The sequence below is a fragment of the Sandaracinaceae bacterium genome (assembly GCA_020633055.1).
Taxonomy (GTDB): Bacteria; Myxococcota_A; Polyangia; order Polyangiales; family Houyiibacteriaceae; genus JADJJE01.
Genome location: JACKEJ010000004.1, coordinates 248,390 through 266,784, shown reverse-complemented (window position 1 = coordinate 266,784; position 18,395 = coordinate 248,390). Strand labels below are relative to the sequence as shown.

The 18,395-nt window shown below is 70.5% G+C and carries 16 protein-coding genes; 10 read left to right on the top strand and 6 right to left on the bottom strand.

Annotated elements, in window-relative coordinates:
* Positions 1 to 23 precede the first annotated feature (23 nt).
* The 3 genes from H6726_01060 (at position 24) to H6726_01050 (ending at position 3,227) form a co-directional block, all read left to right on the top strand.
* Complete coding sequence (locus H6726_01060) at positions 24 to 602, top strand: Uma2 family endonuclease (protein MCB9656209.1); 579 nt, start codon at positions 24 to 26, stop codon at positions 600 to 602.
* A gap of 226 nt (positions 603 to 828) precedes the next feature.
* The gene (locus H6726_01055) at positions 829 to 2,397 is read left to right on the top strand and encodes a type I restriction-modification system subunit M (GenBank protein ID MCB9656208.1); all 1,569 of its coding nucleotides are present in this window, start codon (positions 829 to 831) and stop codon (positions 2,395 to 2,397) included.
* Positions 2,394 to 3,227: a KilA-N domain-containing protein gene (locus H6726_01050; protein ID MCB9656207.1), complete on the top strand. Its 834-nt coding sequence runs from the start codon at positions 2,394 to 2,396 to the stop codon at positions 3,225 to 3,227. Before H6726_01055 ends, H6726_01050 begins: the two co-directional genes overlap by 4 nt.
* Positions 3,228 to 3,533: 306 nt before the next feature.
* On the opposite strand, the gene H6726_01045 is transcribed toward H6726_01050, so the two are convergent.
* The gene (locus tag H6726_01045) at positions 3,534 to 3,926 is read right to left on the bottom strand and encodes a hypothetical protein (protein ID MCB9656206.1); all 393 of its coding nucleotides are present in this window, start codon (positions 3,924 to 3,926) and stop codon (positions 3,534 to 3,536) included.
* A 67-nt stretch (positions 3,927 to 3,993) separates the two neighbouring features.
* On the opposite strand from H6726_01045, the gene H6726_01040 reads away from it, so the two are divergent.
* Entirely contained in the window at positions 3,994 to 5,001 is a 1,008-nt protein-coding gene (locus tag H6726_01040) for a hypothetical protein (protein ID MCB9656205.1), read from the top strand.
* A gap of 14 nt (positions 5,002 to 5,015) precedes the next feature.
* Here H6726_01040 and H6726_01035 read toward each other — a convergent pair whose 3' ends face one another.
* Complete coding sequence (locus H6726_01035; protein MCB9656204.1) at positions 5,016 to 5,930, bottom strand: hypothetical protein; 915 nt, start codon at positions 5,928 to 5,930, stop codon at positions 5,016 to 5,018.
* A 148-nt stretch (positions 5,931 to 6,078) separates the two neighbouring features.
* On the opposite strand from H6726_01035, the gene H6726_01030 reads away from it, so the two are divergent.
* The 3 genes from H6726_01030 to H6726_01020 all read left to right on the top strand — a co-directional run bounded on the left by H6726_01030 (position 6,079) and on the right by H6726_01020 (position 9,390).
* Positions 6,079 to 7,350 carry an acyl-CoA dehydrogenase family protein gene (locus H6726_01030; GenBank protein MCB9656203.1) on the top strand — a complete coding sequence of 424 codons (1,272 nt, stop codon included), beginning with the start codon at positions 6,079 to 6,081 and terminating at the stop codon, positions 7,348 to 7,350.
* Between the two features lie 10 nt (positions 7,351 to 7,360).
* Positions 7,361 to 8,569 carry an acyl-CoA dehydrogenase family protein gene (locus tag H6726_01025; GenBank protein MCB9656202.1) on the top strand — a complete coding sequence of 403 codons (1,209 nt, stop codon included), beginning with the start codon at positions 7,361 to 7,363 and terminating at the stop codon, positions 8,567 to 8,569.
* 128 nt (positions 8,570 to 8,697) lie between these two features.
* A complete protein-coding gene (locus H6726_01020) occupies positions 8,698 to 9,390 on the top strand; it encodes a TetR/AcrR family transcriptional regulator (GenBank protein MCB9656201.1) in 693 nt (230 codons plus the stop codon).
* Here the strand turns inward: H6726_01020 and H6726_01015 are convergent.
* Both H6726_01015 and H6726_01010 read right to left on the bottom strand, forming a co-directional pair.
* On the bottom strand, positions 9,378 to 10,424 hold the full coding sequence (locus H6726_01015) for an amidohydrolase family protein (GenBank protein MCB9656200.1): 1,047 nt from the start codon (positions 10,422 to 10,424) through the stop codon (positions 9,378 to 9,380). The two genes, H6726_01020 and H6726_01015, sit on opposite strands and share 13 nt — an antisense overlap.
* Positions 10,421 to 11,497: a phosphotransferase family protein gene (locus tag H6726_01010; protein ID MCB9656199.1), complete on the bottom strand. Its 1,077-nt coding sequence runs from the start codon at positions 11,495 to 11,497 to the stop codon at positions 10,421 to 10,423. The genes H6726_01015 and H6726_01010 overlap by 4 nt, the downstream gene beginning before the upstream one ends.
* Positions 11,498 to 11,540: 43 nt before the next feature.
* On the opposite strand from H6726_01010, the gene H6726_01005 reads away from it, so the two are divergent.
* From H6726_01005 to H6726_00995, 3 genes are all read left to right on the top strand, one after another.
* Positions 11,541 to 12,575 carry a hypothetical protein gene (locus H6726_01005; protein MCB9656198.1) on the top strand — a complete coding sequence of 345 codons (1,035 nt, stop codon included), beginning with the start codon at positions 11,541 to 11,543 and terminating at the stop codon, positions 12,573 to 12,575.
* A gap of 21 nt (positions 12,576 to 12,596) precedes the next feature.
* On the top strand, positions 12,597 to 13,496 hold the full coding sequence (locus H6726_01000) for an alpha/beta hydrolase (GenBank protein ID MCB9656197.1): 900 nt from the start codon (positions 12,597 to 12,599) through the stop codon (positions 13,494 to 13,496).
* A 79-nt stretch (positions 13,497 to 13,575) separates the two neighbouring features.
* Entirely contained in the window at positions 13,576 to 14,406 is an 831-nt protein-coding gene (locus H6726_00995; GenBank protein MCB9656196.1) for a hypothetical protein, read from the top strand.
* Positions 14,407 to 14,424: 18 nt separating this feature from the next.
* Here the strand turns inward: H6726_00995 and H6726_00990 are convergent, their stop codons facing one another.
* Together H6726_00990 and H6726_00985 are read right to left on the bottom strand one after the other, a co-directional pair.
* Positions 14,425 to 16,662, bottom strand: coding sequence for a hypothetical protein (locus tag H6726_00990; protein MCB9656195.1), 2,238 nt, complete (start codon positions 16,660 to 16,662; stop codon positions 14,425 to 14,427).
* Between the two features lie 102 nt (positions 16,663 to 16,764).
* Positions 16,765 to 18,234: a hypothetical protein gene (locus H6726_00985; protein MCB9656194.1), complete on the bottom strand. Its 1,470-nt coding sequence runs from the start codon at positions 18,232 to 18,234 to the stop codon at positions 16,765 to 16,767.
* Between the last annotated feature and the right edge of the window lie 161 nt (positions 18,235 to 18,395).

The following is an 18,395-nucleotide window of genomic DNA, read 5'->3' as shown; positions in this document are numbered from 1 at the left end:
CGGCCCCGTGCTAGGCTCGATGCGTGTCCGCGCCCGTCGCCAAGCTCGCCACGTACGACGACCTGCTGCGCCTCCCCGACCACGTGCGCGCCGAGGTGCTGGCGGGGCAGGTCATCACGGCTCCTGCACCACTCCCCAAGCACTCGAAGGCCCAGGGCGCGCTGCGCAGCTTCGTGGGCCGCGCCTACGATGACGACGACGGACACGGGGGGCCCGGGGGCTGGTGGATCTTCGTGGAGGTCGACGTGCAGCTGGGTGCGCACGACATCGTGAGGCCCGACCTCGCGGGCTGGCGTCGCGAGCGCTTGCCGGACCCTGGCGAGCTGCGTCCGATCGACGTCACTCCGGACTGGGTGTGCGAGGTGCTGTCCCCCAGCACGGCGGCGCGGGACCGCGTGACCAAACGCGCGCTCTACGCGCAGCACGGCGTGGGCTACTACTGGATTGTGGACGTGGATGCGCGCACCCTCGAGGCGTTCGAGCTCGTGGACGGACGCTGGGTCCTCGCGGGCAGCTACGACGACACGACGGTGGCGCGCATCGCGCCCTTCGACGCCGTCGAGCTCGCCATCCAGCGCCTGTTCCTGCCGATCGCGGGCTGAGCGCGGCGCTCCACCTGTGTGGACCGGTCAGCCGTGCACCAGGACGACTCCTTCGTGGAGCTCACCTGCGGCTCGCCGCGCTGCCCCCCTGTGTGGCGCTGCCGCACTCGTCCACATGAGCCGTGAGCGCTCCATCGGTCAGGACACCGACGCGGAGTCGAAAATGGCCGCGAGCCATGGGGTCTTCCCGTAGACTCGCGGCCCGTCTCACCTACCCGAAAGCCCCATGCAGCCCAGCACCCGTGACGCGCAGCGCGCCGAGCTACACAAGACCATCTGGCGTATCGCCAACGACCTACGTGGCTCGGTGGATGGCTGGGACTTCAAGTCCTACGTCCTCGGCATGCTGTTCTACCGCTTCATCTCCGAGAACCTGACCGCCTACGTCAACGAACAGGAGCGCGCCGCTGGGGACCGCACCTTCAACTACGCCGCGATCTCGGACAAGAAGGCCGAACTCGGCCGCAGGGAGACCGTCGCCGAGCGAGGCTTCTACATCCTTCCTTCTGAGTTGTTCGCCAACGTCCGCAAGCGCGCCGACCAGGACGAGAACCTCAACATGACCCTGGAGCGGGTGTTCAAGAACATCGAGGGCTCCGCGGTAGGCACCGAGAGCGAGGCGGACATTCAGGGCCTGTTCGATGACCTTGATGTGAACAGCCAGAAGCTCGGGCCGACTGTCGCAAAGCGCAACGAGAAGCTGGTGAAGCTGCTCGACGCCATCGGCGACCTCAAGCTGGGCGACTTCGCCGACAACAGCATCGACGCGTTCGGCGACGCCTACGAGTACCTGATGACCATGTACGCCTCCAGCGCGGGGAAGTCCGGGGGCGAATTCTTCACGCCGCAAGAAGTCAGCGAGCTGCTCGCGCGCATCACGGTCGTCGGCAAGACCGAGGTGAACAAGGTCTACGACCCGGCGTGCGGCTCCGGGTCGCTCTTGCTGAAGTTCGTGAAGGTGCTGGGCAAGGAGAACGTGCGGCAGGGGTTCTACGGTCAGGAGATCAACCTGACCACCTACAACCTGGCCCGCATCAACATGTTCCTGCACGACGTCAACTTCGAGAAGTTCGACATCGCTCATGGGGACACGCTGATCGACCCGAAGCACTGGGATGACGAGCCCTTCGAAGCCATCGTCAGCAACCCCCCCTACTCGATCAACTGGGAGGGCGACGCCAACCCCACGCTGATCAACGACCCGCGCTTCTCGCCGGCAGGTGTATTGGCCCCGAAGTCCAAGGCCGACCTCGCCTTTGCCATGCACATCCTCAAGTGGCTCGCGGTGAACGGCACGGCCGCCATCGTCGAGTTCCCGGGTGTGCTCTATCGAAGCGGCGCAGAGCAGAAGATCCGCAAGTATCTGCTCGACAACAACTACGTGGACGCCGTCATCCAGCTCCCGCCAGACCTCTTCTTCGGCGCCACCATCGCCACCTGCATCATCGTGCTGAAGAAGTCGAAGCAGGACGACGCCGTCCTCTTCATCGACGCGAGCGCTGAGTTCACGCGCGTGGGCAACAAGAACCACCTGGCCCCCGAGCACCACACGAAGGTGTTGGACGCGTATGTGGCCCGGCAGAACGTGGACCACTTCGCCAAAGTCGTTCCCCACTCCGTCATCGCGGAAAACTCGTACAACATCGCGGTCTCCTCATACGTAGAGCGGGAGGATACCCGCAAGGAGGTAGACATCCGCGAGCTCAACGCCGAGATCGCCCGCATCGTCGCGCGGCAGTCGCGTCTCCGCACCGAGATTGACGCCATCGTGGCGGACCTGGAAGGTGCCGCGTGAGCAAGAAGCGGCAGATCACTGTACAGGGGCGCGCAGTCTCGGTCGTGGCCGGCGCCGAAGACGACTACATCTCGCTGACCGACATCGCTCGTCACAAGAACGCCGAGCACACCGACGACCTAATCCGCAACTGGCTTCGCAACCGGAACACGCTGGAATTCCTAGGAATCTGGGAGCGGCTCAACAACCCCCTCTTCAACCCCGTCGAATTCGACGGGATTAGACTCCGAGCGGGGCTGAACAGCTTCACCCTCACGCCCAAGCAGTGGATAGAACGCACTGGCGCCGTTGGCATCACCTCCAAGGCCGGGCGCTACGGCGGCACCTACGCCCACAAAGACATCGCGTTCGAGTTCGCGGCCTGGATCTCGGTCGAGTTCAAGCTCTACCTCATCAAGGAGTTCCAACGCCTCAAGGAGGGAGAGCGCGAACAGCTCGGTTGGGACGTCGGCCGCAACCTCACCAAGATCAACTACCGCATCCACACCGACGCCATCCAGCAGAACCTCATTCCACCCAAGGTCACCCCGCAGCAAGCCTCCCTGGTCTACGCGAGCGAAGCCGACCTGCTGAACGTGGCCCTGTTCGGCAAGACGGCTCGGGAGTGGCGTGATGGCCAACCCAGCAGCAAGGGCAACATCCGCGATGAGGCCAACGTCGCGCAGCTCGTGTGCTTGGCCAACCTGGAGGCGCTGAACGCGCACCTCATCCACCAGGGCGTGGCGCAGAGCCAGCGCCTCACGCTTCTCAACCAGACCGCCATTCAGCAGATGAAGGTGTTGACCACCGACAGTGGCGTCCGACGCCTAGAGGCGAAGAACAAGCCATGAGCCGTATCCACGACCTCATCGCGAAGCACTGCCCAGGCGGGGTGCCGTTCAAAGCGCTCGGCGAGATCGGCGAATTCACGCGCGGACGTCGGTTCACGAAAGACGACGTCGTCGAGGACGGCCTGTCGAGCATCCACTACGGCGAGATCTATACGCGCTATGGAACCTGGACGTTGTCAGCGGTATCCCACGTGCGCGAAGAGCTTCGCTCGCAGCTCCGCTTTGCGCGGACCAGCGACATCGTGGTCGCGGTCGTGGCGCCGCGCTCCGCGTTGCCCATGAGCCACGTGGACGACACCGGGCTCGTCAGGGCGTGCCCTGGGCCGCGAAGTAGCCGACGGAGCCCAGCACCAGCACCACGATGAGCACCACACCCACGAGGCCCGCGCGCAGCACCGGGTCGACGCCCCTGCCCGCCGGAAGCGCGATGCCGTTCCGCTCGGCCAGGGCGCGCAGGGACGCTGCCGACTCGGCCGCGCCCTCGCTGGAGGTCCACTGGTGGAGGGCGGCGATGCCGAGCTTGCCGCCCACGCCTTCCCGCATGCGGGCCACCGCGAAGCGCTCGTAGGCCGTGGTGTCGGCGCGCAGCGCTCCGTAGTCGAAGCCGCAGGCGGCGCAGCGCACGGTGTCGCCGCGTCGCTCGAGCAGGGTGGTGGCCGCGCAGCCTGGACAGGTGAGGTAGATTGAGCTGGTCTCCACGGCCCGAGTGGTAGCCGAGTCCGCTGCGCTTGCCCATCCCCTCTTGCTCTCCCAGACTCTGCCGCGCATGCGAGGTCAGGTCGACATCGCCGACGGGCGCGTCCGGAAGGTGCGGGGGCAGGTCCCGCAGGCCGTACTCGACGAGCTGGCCGACGAGGCGCGACGCTCTCCGAAGGTGCGGGCCACGCTCACGCTGTCTGTCGAGGGCGGCCGCTTCCGCCTCTCGACCCGCGGCGGGGACGAGGGCTTCGCGCAGCGCTGCCGGAACCGACTCGCGCTGCACCCGCCTTCGCGCGGTGGGCCCCTCGCGCCGGCCTCGCTGCTGGTGCCCATGTGGGTGCCCGTCTCGTTGCTGGTCGTCGCCGCGCTCGTGGTGGTGGGTGTCCTCCGGGACGGCTCGGGCGACGCGGGGTGGCAGCCCCTCGACGACATGAGCGAGGCGGAAGCCGAGGCCTTCGCCGGGGTCATGCTGGAGCACGAGCTGTTCGCCGAGCAGGCGCGCGCGTTGGAGCCGGTGTTCGCGGAGCTGGAGGCTGCGCGCCTGCTCGAGCCCATCCACGGGTCGCGGGTGCAGCGCTTCATGCGTTTGATGCCGGCCGAGGTGCCGCTCTTCCTGGGGCCGCGGGCGCTCGTGGTGCAGACTGCGGCCCGCGACGACACGCGCGTTGGTCCAGCGGCGTGGGCGTCGCGCCTGCAGCTCAGCGGTCTACGCGACGCGCGGGTGGGTACCTGCGCGGGGGACCCCTGCGTGCTCGTCGGTGCGACCGAGCTACGACTGCCGAGTCACGCGCTGGAAGGGGAGCCGGTCTACCCCTGCGACCAGCCCGCGGGGCTGCTCGCGCTCATGCGCACGTTGGACGCCGTGGGCGCAGCGCTGTCTCCCCCGCGCCATGTGCGGTTTCTGGTGGCCGAGCCCGAGGACCAGCCCACCCTCGGGAGCGCGCTGTTGCTGCTGAGCTCCGACGAGGAGCACGCGCTGACGCGGTGGAGCGCCATGTTGACGGAAGGCTTGGGCGAGCTGCCCGGGACCGGGCTCGAGGAGCTCGACGCCACTTGCCCGGCACCTGTGGAGTGACCTGCGGCGACCCGTCACGGTCCGCAGGGGTACTCGATGTGCGCCCACCCGAACGGTCCGCACTCCTCGTTATCGGACCACACGCGCTCGTTCCACTCCTCGCGCAGGGTTCCGCCTGCGCCGAGCGTGACGAGCGACGCCATGTGCGGGGCTCCCAGCAGGATGCCCGCGACGTGGCCGCGATACGTGACCACCCCCTGCCACTGCACCAGATCCGGAACGGGGATCACCTGCCCGCCCCGCCGTAGTGTGCTGGCCGTACGGCCCTCCACCTGCTGGTCGCACTCGGGGTCGCTCGGGCCCACCAGGAAGCTCGCCGCCGAGGTCTCCAGCTGATCTGCGCCGGCGTCGAGGCGCGCGTGTGCGCTGACGGCCTGTTGCAGCGGACGGCCCGCGATCGCCTCTTCGCCCATCCACGCCGCAACCTGCTCGCGGTGCCGTGGGGCCGTCAGTTCCGACGCCGCCGTGAACGCCTGGTTCTCGGGCTCGTCGAGCGGCATGAAGCGCACTCCCTCGGGCCACGCGCCTTGGACGCGGGCCACGCGCGCGACCGGACCCGCGCAGCCCGTGAGCGGCCGCGCGATGGTGGTGGAGGTCTCGCACTCGCCGGTGCTCAGCGAGACGGGCTCACCCACGTGTGCGGTGCACGAACCCTCTGGGGTCAGCAGGGCTACCGTGGCGGGTGCGGGGCCGGCCGGCGCGGGTGGCTCCGAGCCCTCGTACACATACGCGAACGACACGAACAGGTAGGGCGCGCCTTCGTGCAGGATGACGCTCCCGTACGCGCCTGCGGGCGCGACCAGCAGATCGGCGGGTGGCGGTGCGCCTTCGTCCTCGAGCGCGGGCGTGGTGGGGGCGGACGAGCCGTGGCAGCCAGAGAGCGCGAGCCCGAGTGAGCACGCGACGAAGAGCGGGGAGGTGGAGCGCATGCCACCCAGCGTACACGACCCGAGGCGGTGGACGGGCGTGTCTGCATCCGAGGTTGACGCGTCTCGCGCGGACGAGGAAGCTACCAGTCCCTGAACCGCCATTCAGAAGCGAGGAACGCCGATGCGAGACAAAGTGATCCGCCAAGCGATGGACAGCAGCCTGCGTGCGCTGACGAAGGTCGCCACGTCCGATTGGGTGGAGGAGCGAGGCCTGCGCGAGCCAGCGCAGCGCTTGGTGCAGGCCGGCGCGCGCACGGGCGTCGTGGCCGCGGGCAAGCTGGTGGAGGCCGTGAAGAAGCGCGCCCCCGCGCCGAAGGCCCGCGCCCCGCAGCAGCCGTTCGACCTGAACCCTACCGAGGACCAACAGATGATCTTGGACACGCTCAAGCGCGTGTCGAACGACCTGTTGCTGCCCATGGCCGAGGAGGCCGACGACGCGTGCACCCCGCCCGAGGACGTGCTCGCGGTGGGCGCGGACCTGGGCCTCGCGCAGGCGGCCATCCCCGAGGCGCTCGGCGGCGGCGGTGACCGCTCGGTCATGACCACGGCGCTGGTGGCCGAGGCGCTGGGCCGCGGCGACATGGGCCTCGCGCTCGCGCTGCTGGCGCCCGTGGGCGTGGTGAACACGCTCGTGGACCAAGCGACCGACGAGCAGCGCGCCGCCTGGCTCCCCGCGTTCAACGCCGACACGTTCACGCCCGCCGCGCTGGCGCTGATGGAGGGCACGCCGCTGTCGAACCCCGCGCTGCCGCTCACCCGCGCGCGCAAGAAGGGCAGCGGCTACGTCCTCAAGGGCCACAAGACCAACGTCCCGCTCATCTCGAGCGCGCGCTTCTTCCTCGTGGCGGCCAAGCTGGAGGACACCCTGCGCCTCTTCCGTGTGGACCGCGGTGCGGCGGGCGTCACCGTGGAGGCCGCGCCTTCCATGGGCTTGCGCGCCGCCGACATGGGCAACCTCCACCTGCACGAGGTGAGCGTCGAGGGCATCGACCTGGTGGGCGACGACAAGTACGACCACGGGCGCGTGCTGGACCTCTGCCGCATCGGCTTGTGTGCGCTCGGCGTGGGCCAGTCGCAGGCCGTGCTCGACTACGTGAAGGAGTACGTCAACGACCGCGAGGCGTTCGGCTCCCCCATCAGCCACCGGCAGTCGGTGGCGTTCCTGGTGGCGGACATGGCCATCGAGATCGAGAGCATGCGCCTGCTCACGTGGCGCGCCGCCAGCCGCGCGACGGCGGGGCTCGACTTCGCCGAGCAGACGTACCTGGCGCGCCTCTTGTGCGCCGAGAAGGCCATGAAGGTGGGCACCGACGGCGTCCAGCTGCTGGGCGGCCACGGCTTCATCAAGGACCACCCCGTCGAGCGTTGGTACAGGCACCTGCGCGCCGTCGGCATCTTGGAGGGCGCGCTCAGCGCGTGAAGGAGCGACCATGATCAACCTCGAAATCCCGAGCAAGCTCAAGCCCCTCATCGAACAAGCGCACGTGGTCGGGTCGGCCGTGTTCCGCCCCATCTCGCGCAAGTACGACACCGCCGAGCACGCCTACCCGAAGGAGCTCGACATGCTGGCCGCCGTGATGGACGGCTTCAGCGAGGCGGGCGCGGGCGGCGGCGTCAGCAACGTGAAGCAGGGCAAGCGCGACCCCAACGACAAGACCGTGCGCAACGGCGCCAACATGTCCACCGTGCTGGGCATGACGGAGCTGTGCTGGGGTGACGTGGGCCTCGCGCTCAGCATCCCGCGCCAGGGGCTCGGCAACGCGGCCGTCGCGGCCGTGGCTACGCCCGAGCAGAAGGCCCGTTGGGGGCAGGTGTGGGCGGCCATGGCCATCACCGAGCCCGGCGCCGGCAGCGACAGCGCCGCGGTGCGCACCACGGCGCGCCTCGAGGGCGACGAGTGGGTCATCAACGGCGAGAAGATCTTCGTCACCGCGGGTGAGCGCGCCACGGCCGTGGTGGTCTGGGCCACGCTCGACCGCAACCTCGGGCGCGCGGCCATCAAGTCGTTCTTCGTGCCGCAGGGCTCGCCGGGCATGACGCTGGTGCGCCTGGACAAGAAGCTGGGCATCCGCGCCAGCGACACGGCCGTGCTGTCGTTCAACGACTGCCGCATCCCGAAGGACAACATCCTCGGCAGCCCCGAGATCGACACGAAGAAGGGCTTCGGCGGGGTCATGCAGACCTTCGACAACACGCGCCCCATCGTGGCCGCCATGGCGCTGGGCGTGGCGCGCGCGTCGCTCGAGGTGACCGAGACGTACCTCAAGGCGCAGGGCGTGGACACGCGCATGCGCGGCTCGCGCTGGACACAGCACGCGGCGGCGGCCGAGCTGCACCGCATGAAGGCCGAGCTCGAGGCGGCGCGCCTGCTCACCATCAAGGCCGCCTGGATGGCGGACAACGGCATCCCCAACTCGGTCGAGGCCTCCATGGCCAAGGCCAAGGCGGGGCGCACGGCCAACGAGGTCACGCTGCGCTGCGTGGAGCTGTGCGGCGGCGTCGGCTACGGCGAGACCGAGCTGCTCGAGAAGTGGGCGCGCGACAGCAAGATCCTCGACATCTTCGAGGGCACGCAGCAGATCCAGCTGCTCATCGTGGCGCGCAACCTGCTCGAGCTGAAGTCCTCCGAGCTGCGCTGACGCGCGCGCTGGCCCTGGCGCGGTGACGTGTCGGGGCCCGCCTGTTCCGTACTGATTCGAGCGCCGGTCTCGTGGTGGCGCGCCAGCCCTGGCGCGGGCGCGTGTCACGGGACAGGCTGCACGCGCTGATGGCCGCCAAGAAGAAAGCCGCGCGAGGCCCCGGGCGCCCCCGTAGCGGGGAGGCGCCCGCGCTTGACACCGAAGAGTGCCTGCGGGTGGCCCTGCGTGTGTTCGCGGACACGGGCTTCGAGGCCGCCAGTATCCGCGACATCGCGCGCCGCCTGGGGGTGAGCCACGCGCTCCTGCGGCACCACTTCGGGTCGAAGCAGCAGATCTGGGAGGCCACGGTCGACTTCAGCTTCGGCTCCATGAACCGCGAGCTCACGGCGCGCCTCCAGCACGCCCTCACGTCGCGCGACCTGCGCGCGGGGCTGCGGTCGCTGATCGTGGAGTACGTGCGGCTGTCGGCGGTGTTCCCGGACAACCTCACGCTGCTCATGCACGAGAGCGCGCTGGGCGGCGAGCGCATGCAGTACATCGTCGACCGGCACGTGCGCGCCTTCGTGCAGGTGGCGCGCGGCATGGTGCGGCACGCCCAGGCGGAGGGGGCCCTGCGCGACGCGCCGTGGCAGGCCATCTTCTTCCTGGTGTTCACGGGGGGGCCGGCGGTGTTCGCGATGAGCCCCCTCGACCGCGCGCTGGACGACGGGGGCGCGTCGCCTTCGGACGACGTCGAGCGCTACGCGGAGGCCATCGCCACCATCGTGTTGGACGGCATCCTGCGCGTCCCTGCGGACACGGGCGCCGCTCAGAGCCGGTAGAAGCGCCGCGCGGTGTCGGCCAGCACGGCGCGCTGGGCGTCGGGGTCGAGCGCCATGTCGCGCATGGTCCGCTCCAGCGCTTCGAGCAGCGCGTCGTAGGTGGTGGAGACCGCGTCGATGGGGAAGTTCGACCCGAACATGCAGCGCTCGGGTCCGAACGTCTCGAGGGCGAAGCGCAGGTGCGGACCCAGACGCTCGTACAGCTCGCTCGCGCTGGGCGGCGCGGGGCGCGTATGAAAGCCGAAGCCGACGACGGGCATGAGCATGCCGCTGAGCTTCACGCGCACGTGCGGCGACGCAGCCAAGCGCTGGAGCCCGGCACGCCAGCGTGTCGCAACCTCGTGCCGCGCCGCCCGGGTGCCACCCAGCCCGCCGAAGGGCCCCTCGAGCGCCACGGGCGTGCCCAGGTGGCACAGCACGACGGGGGTCTCGGGGTGGGCCTCCACCAGCCGCGCCAGCTCGTCCAGCTGAGGGCTGTACACGAACGCGTCGAAGCTGAGCCCGCGCTCCCCGAGCAGCGCATAGCCACGACGAAACGCGAGGCGCTCGCACCGCGCGGGCGCCGCGGCCCAGCTCTTCACGCCCGGCGCTTCGGAGAAGGCCAGCTTGTCGCGCACGCCACGGAAGCCGGGGTGCTCCCGCTGGTGTGCGTCCAGCAGCTGCGGCAGGAAGCGAGACGTGAGGTCGGCGGCGCCCACGACACCGCGCGGTCCGTCGCGCAGCGTCCGCAGCCAGCGGCTCTCCCGCGCTGCGCCCAGCGGAGGGAGCGCCACGTAGCCAGCTTCCACGTGCACGTAGTCGCGCAGGCGCGCGCCCGCTCGCGCGCGGTGCTCCGTGGGCATGTAGCGGTTGAGCACGAAGCGCGGGTTGCCCAGGAACGCGAGCGCCTCGGGCGGGGACAGCCGCTGCACCACGCGCTGCATGAGCGCTTCCTGGCGCCCCAGCGCGCGTACGAACGGGCTCGAGGCGCGTGGGGTGCGGTACGGGTCCCACAGGTGAATGTGCGCGTCCAGCACGTCGGGTGCGTCGCTCACGCCTCCTCCGCCGCGCGCACCTGCGCCTCGCAGAAGTCGAACAGCGCGGGGATGCCGTACTCCAACGCAGCCAGGCGGGGGTCACGTGTCTCGCCGCGCGTGTACCGGAAGTAGAGCTGCTGCGCGACCACACCCAGCTTCATCAGCCCGAACACGTAGAAGGCGCGATAGGCGCTCACGTCACGCCTGGTCAGCGTCCCATAGCGCTCGGCCAGCGCCCGCCGCGTGGGCATGCCGGGGAGGTTGGTGGGCCCCAGCCGCATGAGCTGCAGCGGCACGGGGTCGCTCGGCTCCACCCAGGCGGCGAGGAAGGTCCCGAGGTCCATCAGCGGGTGCCCGCGGGTCGCGAGCTCCCAGTCCAGCACACCGATCAGCCGCGCCGAGCCCTCCGCGAACACCACGTTGTCGAACTTGAAGTCGTTGTGCAGCAGGCAGTCGCCGTCTTCGCGCGGGAGGTGTGCGTCCAGCCAGCGCAGCGCCGCCTCGGCCTTCGGCAGCTCGCGCGTCTGGCTGTGGCGATAGCGCTCGTGCCAGCCCTCGAGCTGCCGCTGCGTGTAGCCCTCGTGCTTGCCGATGGCGCGCAGCGCGGGCGAACCCGTGGGGGTCGCGTGCACGGCCACCAGCCCGTCGAGCAGCGCGTTGGCGTAGTCCCCCCGCTCGGCCTCGCTCGGCGCGTGCTCCTTGGGGAAGTCCTTGCGGACGATGGTTCCCGTCAGGTGCTCCATCAGGTAGAAGGGCGCGCCCAGCACCGCGCTGTCGTCCTCGGTGGCCACCACGCGCGGGGCGAGCGGCAGCTCGGGGGCGACGGCTGAGAGCACGCGGCACTCACGCGACACGTCGTGTGCGCCCTGGGCCACGGCGCCCGTGGGCGGTAGCCGCAGCACCCAGCGCCCCGCGTTGGCCATCACGCCGTAGGTGCGGTTCGAGTGCCCGCCGCGAAAGCGGGACACCACGAGCCCAGCGCCATCGAGCCGCAGCCCCAGTCGTTCGTTCAGCCAGTGGGCCAGGCGGTCCAGGTCCAGCTCTTCGTCCAGGCGCGCGTGCGGCGCGGCTTCGGATCCGGTTCGTTCCATGGGGGCTTGCCTCTCGTCAGGGACCTCGGCTAGTATTAGCCACATGGATAATAAGTCAACGGCAAGGTGCGCAGCGGCGCTGCTGCTGCTCGGGCTCCTAAGCTGCGGAGACGGTTCGGCCGATCCGCGCGCGCCGACCGAGGTGGGCGTCGTGCGCGAGGTGCCGGTGACGCGCGTCGAAGACCCCGAGGCGTGGGGGGCCGAGCTCGAGCTCGCGCTGGAGGCGGAGTTCTGGGACCTGATCACCAACTCGGATCACGAGGCGTACCCCGCGTGGGACCAGAAGGTGGCCGACTACCAAGCGGCCAACGCCGCGGCGGACCCGCGCCTCGAGCTGCTGCGTACGGCTGGCGCCGTGTTCCAGGTGTCGCAGTCGTTCAGCGGCGACAACGTGAACCTGCGCTTGGTGCTGCAGCACCTCGACCAGATCATCGGCGGCGCCAGCCGCGTGCACGAGTCGCTGCCGTACCACCTCCCGGCGCAGGTCTTCTATCACAACAACACGGCCATGCGCGGGCTCATGCTGGGGCCCGCGTCCGAGGGCATCGACCACCTGGCCGCGCTCGTCACCATCCCCGGCAGCGAGGGTCGCGCGGCGGCGCCCTTCACCTACGGGATGATCGACGACCCCGTCGCGCTGCAGTACGCCATCGATCTGAACGAGGGCTGCGACACCTTCGTGTGCAACTGGACCTCGCGCATCGCGCCGCACAAGCCCATCGGGCAGCTGCTGATGTTGGCCGAGCTGTACGCCATCTCGGGCGACTTCGACGCCATGAGCGCCACGCTCGACCGCGCCGACGCGCTGGCCGTGGAGCGCGGCTGGCCCTTCCGCGAGCGCATCGAGGAGCTGCGCGCCGTGCTCCCCACGCGCACCTACGAGTCGGGTCGGGACCACGGGGTGGGGGTGTTCCGCTGGCCCATGCCCTTCTACTCGAACGAGGTGAACTGCTCGAACTGCCACGTGGGTGCCCGCGCCGGTACGTCTGGACAGAGCCTCGAGCAGCAGTACGTGGGACACTACGTCACCACGCCCACGCCCGACCCGGTGGACCTGTCCCACCTGACCATGCCCTGAGGTGAGAAGGGCGGACGCCCTTTGACCACGGCACGCTTCGAAGACTACGACTGGCACGGCCTGCACTACCTGCGGCGCCCTGCCGAGCGCGACGACGCCCCAGTGCTGCACTTCACGCACGCGACGGGCTTCCACGCCGCGACGTATCGGCCGCTGCTCGAGCGCGTGCCGCGTAACCTGGACGTGCACGCGGTGGATCTACGGGGCCATGGCGAGAGCCACGCGCTCGGCGACGTGAGCCGCTTCGACTCGTGGCAGTGCTACGTGGACGACCTGCTGAGCTGGCTCGACGCGCGCGCAGCGCCGGTGCTGCTCGCGGGGCACAGCGTGGGCGGCACCGTGAGCCTGCTCGCGGCGGCGGCGCGCCCGGACAAGGTGGCGGGGCTGTTGCTGCTCGAGCCGGTGATCCCGGCCTGGTACACGCGCCCGTTCGTGGCGCTCATGCAGCGCCTCGGACAGATGCACCGGCACCCGCTGGCGCTGGGCGCGGCGCGGCGCAAGAACGACTTCCGTGACGCAGCGGAGGCGCTCTCGCGCTACGAGGGGAGGGGCGCGTTCGCCACGTGGCCGCAGGAGTTCTTGGAGGCCTACGTGGCAGGGGCGTTCCTGCCCGAGTCCTCCCATGCACGCGGCGTGCGCCTCGCGTGCGCGCCCGCTTGGGAGGCACGTTCGTTCGCGCTCACGCCGCGTGACCCTCTGCGTGGTGTGCCCGCCTTGGGCTGCCCGGTCACGCTCATGGTGGGTGAGCGCGGCAGCACGTGCCGCCCCTCCTCGTGCCGCGAGCTGGTCCGCAAGCTGCCGCAGGCCCGCGTCGTGCGCGTGCCCGGCGCGAGCCACTTCCTGCCGATGGAGCACGCCGAGCGCGTGGTGCCAGAGCTGGCGCGACTCAGGCTCACGGTGGCAGCCAGCTCACACAGCTGACCCGCGCGACCCGCGCGCCGATATGACGATCCCCATATCGACGGCGGGGCATGCGACGACGACGCTGCTCATCGAGCCCATGAAGCACACCTCGTATCTCCTCCTCCTCCTCTGCACCTCGGCCGTTGCGAGCTGCACCGACGACGACGGCTCCGGAACCGGTACCGGCTTCCCGAACGGAGCCAGCGCGTGGACCGGCACGGCCGAGCTTTCGGGGCAGACGCTCGAGCTCGACGTGGCGCTGACCCACCGGCGTGGCGCTCTCGAAGGGCGCGTGAGCTTTGACCTGCTCGGTCAGGCGCTCGCGTACGATGTCGTCGGAGTGGTCGACGACGAGTCTCAACAGGTCGCGTTGGTGCCCGCCGGTTGGGTGGGGGAGTCGCCGGGACTCACGATGTTTGGCGTCACTGCGACGTACGACCCCGCGGCGGGGACCCTGCGTGGGCGGCTCCGGGAGGGCACGCTCTGGGACAACAACGTGCTCGCCGGAGGGGCGATCTCGCTCTCGACCTCCGCGAGGCCGTCCACTGCGCCAGACCCATCGAGCGCCACGCGCGTGGTCGACGGGACGCTCACGTTCAGCGGCACGCTCCGCTGCCAGAGCGCCGTCCGCCCCGTCACCCTGGCGCTCACGCGCGAGCCGGATGGGCTCCTCGGCGGCACCATGACCTTCGGAGAGGACGACGACACCACCGTCGGTACGTTCGACGTCGTCGGCGTCGAGAGCGCCACCTCGGGTCGGCTCGCCGTGCTGCCGGTGCTCTGGGACGACTACCTCGCCGCGGGCCCGCCCTGGTACTACTCGTTCTTCGTCGACGGGACATTGGACGGCACCGACTACACCGCCACGGTGTACCAGCCGGACGGCACAGCTTGCCTCGAGGACCTCTTTCAGGTGACCGCCGAGTAGCCTGGCGCGAAGGGGTTGCTAGCCCCCGTACGGTGTCGGGTCCGTCGCGTCGGGCTCGCCGTCGTCGTCGAAGTCGTGCTGTGGGGGTGCCGGGTGTTCGAGCGTCACGGGCTCGGGGGCCAGCGCCTGTAGCAGCAGGTCCTCGAGGAATGCGCGCACCTCGGGCAGCGGGTTGGTCACGGCCACGGGCGCAGGAAGGGCCTCGAACGAGAGGTCGTACGTCTCGAACGGCAGGAACTTGCGCGTCACCGCCGTGCGGCTCCACACCTCGCCGTGGGTGGCGGGGGAGAACGCCAGCAAGAGACCGGTGCGCCCGCGCGCGTTGCCGCTCACGGTTCCGGTCACGGGCGGCAGGCCCGCGATGGGCTCGTACACCGGCGCCAACTGCGACAGGCCGAACGACACGGCCAGGCCCTCCGTGCCCGCGTTGGCGAGCACCTCGTCGCCCACCGACTCGAGGATGACCACGTCGCGCGCGCGCCCCTCGATCGCGCCGAGCCCAGCGCGGTCGAACGCGAGCGGCGCGAAGTTGATGGGGTCGCCACCGTCCAGCATGGCGCTCCCCAGCGCGACCACCGGGTGGAAGCGGTCGAACACGCCGCTCGCGCGGTAGACGGTGGTCAGCGCGAAGGCGAGGAAGCCGGAGAGCGTGGGCCCGTGCGCGCCCGACAGGTCGAGGATGCCTCCGCCCGGGCCGCACAGCACGATGGCGCGCAGGTGCGGCTCCACCCCCGCGAGCAGCCCGCCGATGATGCCGCCGAAGGACTCGCCGAAGTACACGATGCGGCTCCCGTCCAGCGTGGGGGCTGGCCCTGGTCCACCCCCGAGCAGCGGCGTGAGGTCCACCGAGGAGTCGCGGATCATGCGCACCACCGAGCCCCAGTCCAGGACCGTCTGGGCGATCTCGTCGCGCATCGCGAGGATGTTGCTGAACTCGTGGAACAGCCGGAACGTGGTCTGCAGGCCCTCGACGTCGCCGAAGCCGTCCGGTCCCGTGGCCGTGCCCGTGAACGCGCTGAGCGCCTGCGCCAGGTCACGCTCCACGTCCACGTCGCTGTAGCGGCTCCCGTGGCTGGACGCGTCGATGGCGATGGTGGCGTAGCCAGCACGCGCGGCCGTCTCCATCATCATGGTCATCTGGGTGCGCGACGCGCCGAGGCCGTGGCCGTAGAGCAGCACCGGGTACCCGCTCGTGGGCGCGGGCGCCGACGGAAGCGCAACGCTGATGCGGATGACGTCGGCCCCGTCCTGCACGATGGGCTCGCCGCTCTCGTCCAGCGCGAAGGTGCCGCTGCGCGGGTCGTTGGCGAGCGGGGGCGCGAGGTCCGTGCGTCGGAAGCGCGTGGTGGTGAGCGTCCCGCTGCCCAGCACGGCGATGCTCGCGTGCGCCATGCCCGTCGGGTTGTCCCAGCCCTGCGCCTCGTCCACGCCTCCTGCGTCCAGCGAGGGTGTGCCGAGCACGTCGTCGAGCGCCGCGCTGCCCACGAACACCACGCCCGGGTCGTCGAAGCGCAGCGTGGGCGCAGGGCGCTGTTCCAGCTGTGCGCGTGCCGCCAAGAGGGCGTCGCGGTGGTGCGCTACGCGGAAGGCCATCACGGCGAGCAGGTCGCGGCGCGCGAAGCCGTTCGCGATGAGCGCGTCGGCCGCGGCGCGCGTGGTCTGGTATCGCTCGGGCACTGCGCGCGAGGACATCGTCAGCAGCCGCGTGAAGCCCGCGTCGGGTGCGAGCGCACCGTCCGCAGCGCGCAGCCCGCGCGTGACCACGAGCGTGTAGCGCCCGCCCGGCGTCAGCACGTGGCCCGGGCGCGGCGAGCCCACCACGCGCATGCGCGCCTCGTCCCAGCGCCAGTCGAACGGGTGCGCCGCTCCGTCCTCGTCCAGCACGAACAGGGCGTCGTCCGTGCTGCTCGTCGCCTCGGGCAGCGAGGCGGGGTCGATCGGCGCCGAGACGAACACCTCCACGGCAGGTCGCGTGGAGAACCCGTCCAGCGTCGCGAGCAGGGGCCGTGCCGTGACCGCACCGCGCGGCATGATCGCTTCGAGCCCCGGCAGCGCGCCGATGTGTCCGTCCGCGTCCAGCCACGGGTCCCCTGGGAACGGGGCCGTTCCGTACGTCGGCTCGTCTTCGTCCGGCTCGGCGAAGAGCACGGTCGCGCGCGCCGCGCCCGAGTCCCCCGCGCAGCCGAGCGCGCCTGCCGCGACCACGACGAGAGCGACGAACCCAGCGAACCCGGTGTGGGGGAGCAGCGCGCGCATGCCTCAGCCTAGAGCACAGAGGAGGATGCGCGGAAGCCCCAGCTTGTGCGAAGCCCCCGCATTCGGTCTTGCCACTTCTCGCCGATGCGGGACTGGGCAACGCTACTCGAGCTGCAGCACGTCCGGCGTGTTCACCGGATCCGAGAGCAGCGTGCGCACCCACGCGTACGCCGACCAGGCGCGGCCGCTCGGGTCGAGGCCCGTCTCGTTCATGCCGCCCAGCGCCCAGGTGGAGAGCTCCTCGCTGTTCACGTCCTCACCGACGAAGCCGAAGCCCAGTCCGCCCACGGCGCCCAGCAGGGTGCCGACGAGATCCTCCGACAGGTGGTCCATGCCCATCGCGAGGGTGTGCCGGCTGCCGGGGATGACGAAGCGGAACACGCGCCCCGGGAAGCGCCGCATCAGGCGCTCGGTCTCGCCCACCACGGCAGCTTCGAACTGCGCGGCGGTGGTGCCCATGAAGAACTCGCCGATGACGTGGTCGCGCGCGTGCGTCATGTACGCCACCGTCAGGTTGCGGTCGAAGCCCAGCGCCCACTCGAGCAGGCCCGTGGTGTGGCCGTTGGCGAGGCAGTCCTCGCACGAGCGCGGGAGGATGTCTGCCGCGTTCAGCTGGTCCACCGCCCGCTGGATGAAGTCGGTGTCGACGCCGTTGACGATGGGCGCGCCCGAGTCGGAGAGCACCAGCAGCGGGGTGTCCGGGTAGAAGTAGCGCGTCATCACCGTGCCCGCGAGCACGCCGTAGGCTCCCCCGCTGGAGCCCACCAGCACGATGCGCGGCGGGTTCGGGAAGCGCTCGTGCGCGACCTCGAGCGTGGCCGTCAGGTTCTGCAGCCCACGCTGGAAGGCCATGTCTTCGGTGCCGTTGTCGGGGTTTCCGTCCGAGAGCACGCGGTCCACGTCGCCCAGGAAGAGCGAGCCGTCGCAGTAGGGGGCGTTCACCACGTCGAAGTCGCGCACGGGGTTCTCGGAGTTGCGGCGGTCCAGCAACCCCCCGATGCCGAGCACGCCTGCCACCGAGAACAGGCGCAGCGATAGGATGGGCGAGGGCGTGGCGGCGCAGATCTCGTCCAGGCACACGCCGCCTCCCTGGAGGAAGATCATGAGCGTGTCCGAGCTGCCCTCGCGCGTCTCCACGAAGAACTCGTCGCCGTACATGCAGCTCGGGCCGCGGTCCTCGGGCGAGAAGTGGTGCACGTCGATGGCGGCCGCGCCGAGCCCGAAGCGCGTGACGTCCGTGACCTCCATCTGCGGTGTGCCCGCGTAGCGCGCGAAGCCTCGTTCGAACGCGTCTTCGTACGACGGGACGTGCGGCGCGGGCGCGGCTGCGTCCGGGTGCGCGGAAGGTGCTCCATCGGGGCTCGCCGCATCGACGGGCGCGCCGGTGCCCCCGTCGCCCCAGCTGGCTGGGGGCTCGCCACCGACGCCAGGTCCGCCTTCGCAGCCGCCGAGGACGACGAGGCTCAGCACGAGCGCGCCCGCGACCAGGTGCGCGTGTTGTCTGGCGCCGATGGTGGGTGCGAGCGGTGTGGGGAGGGGCGTCTGGAACGTGTCAGGGGTACGCGTGGACATGCCGCCGACGGTAAGGAACGTGGCGCGCCGCCCCAATGACCGACCTCGGCCAAACGTTGACCGCCCACGCCCGCGCACCTGCCGACCATGGTCGTGCGCCGCACGGTACGCACGCGCCCGCCGCAGGGCGCGCGAGAGAGCGCGTCGTCGGCTGCCGTGTG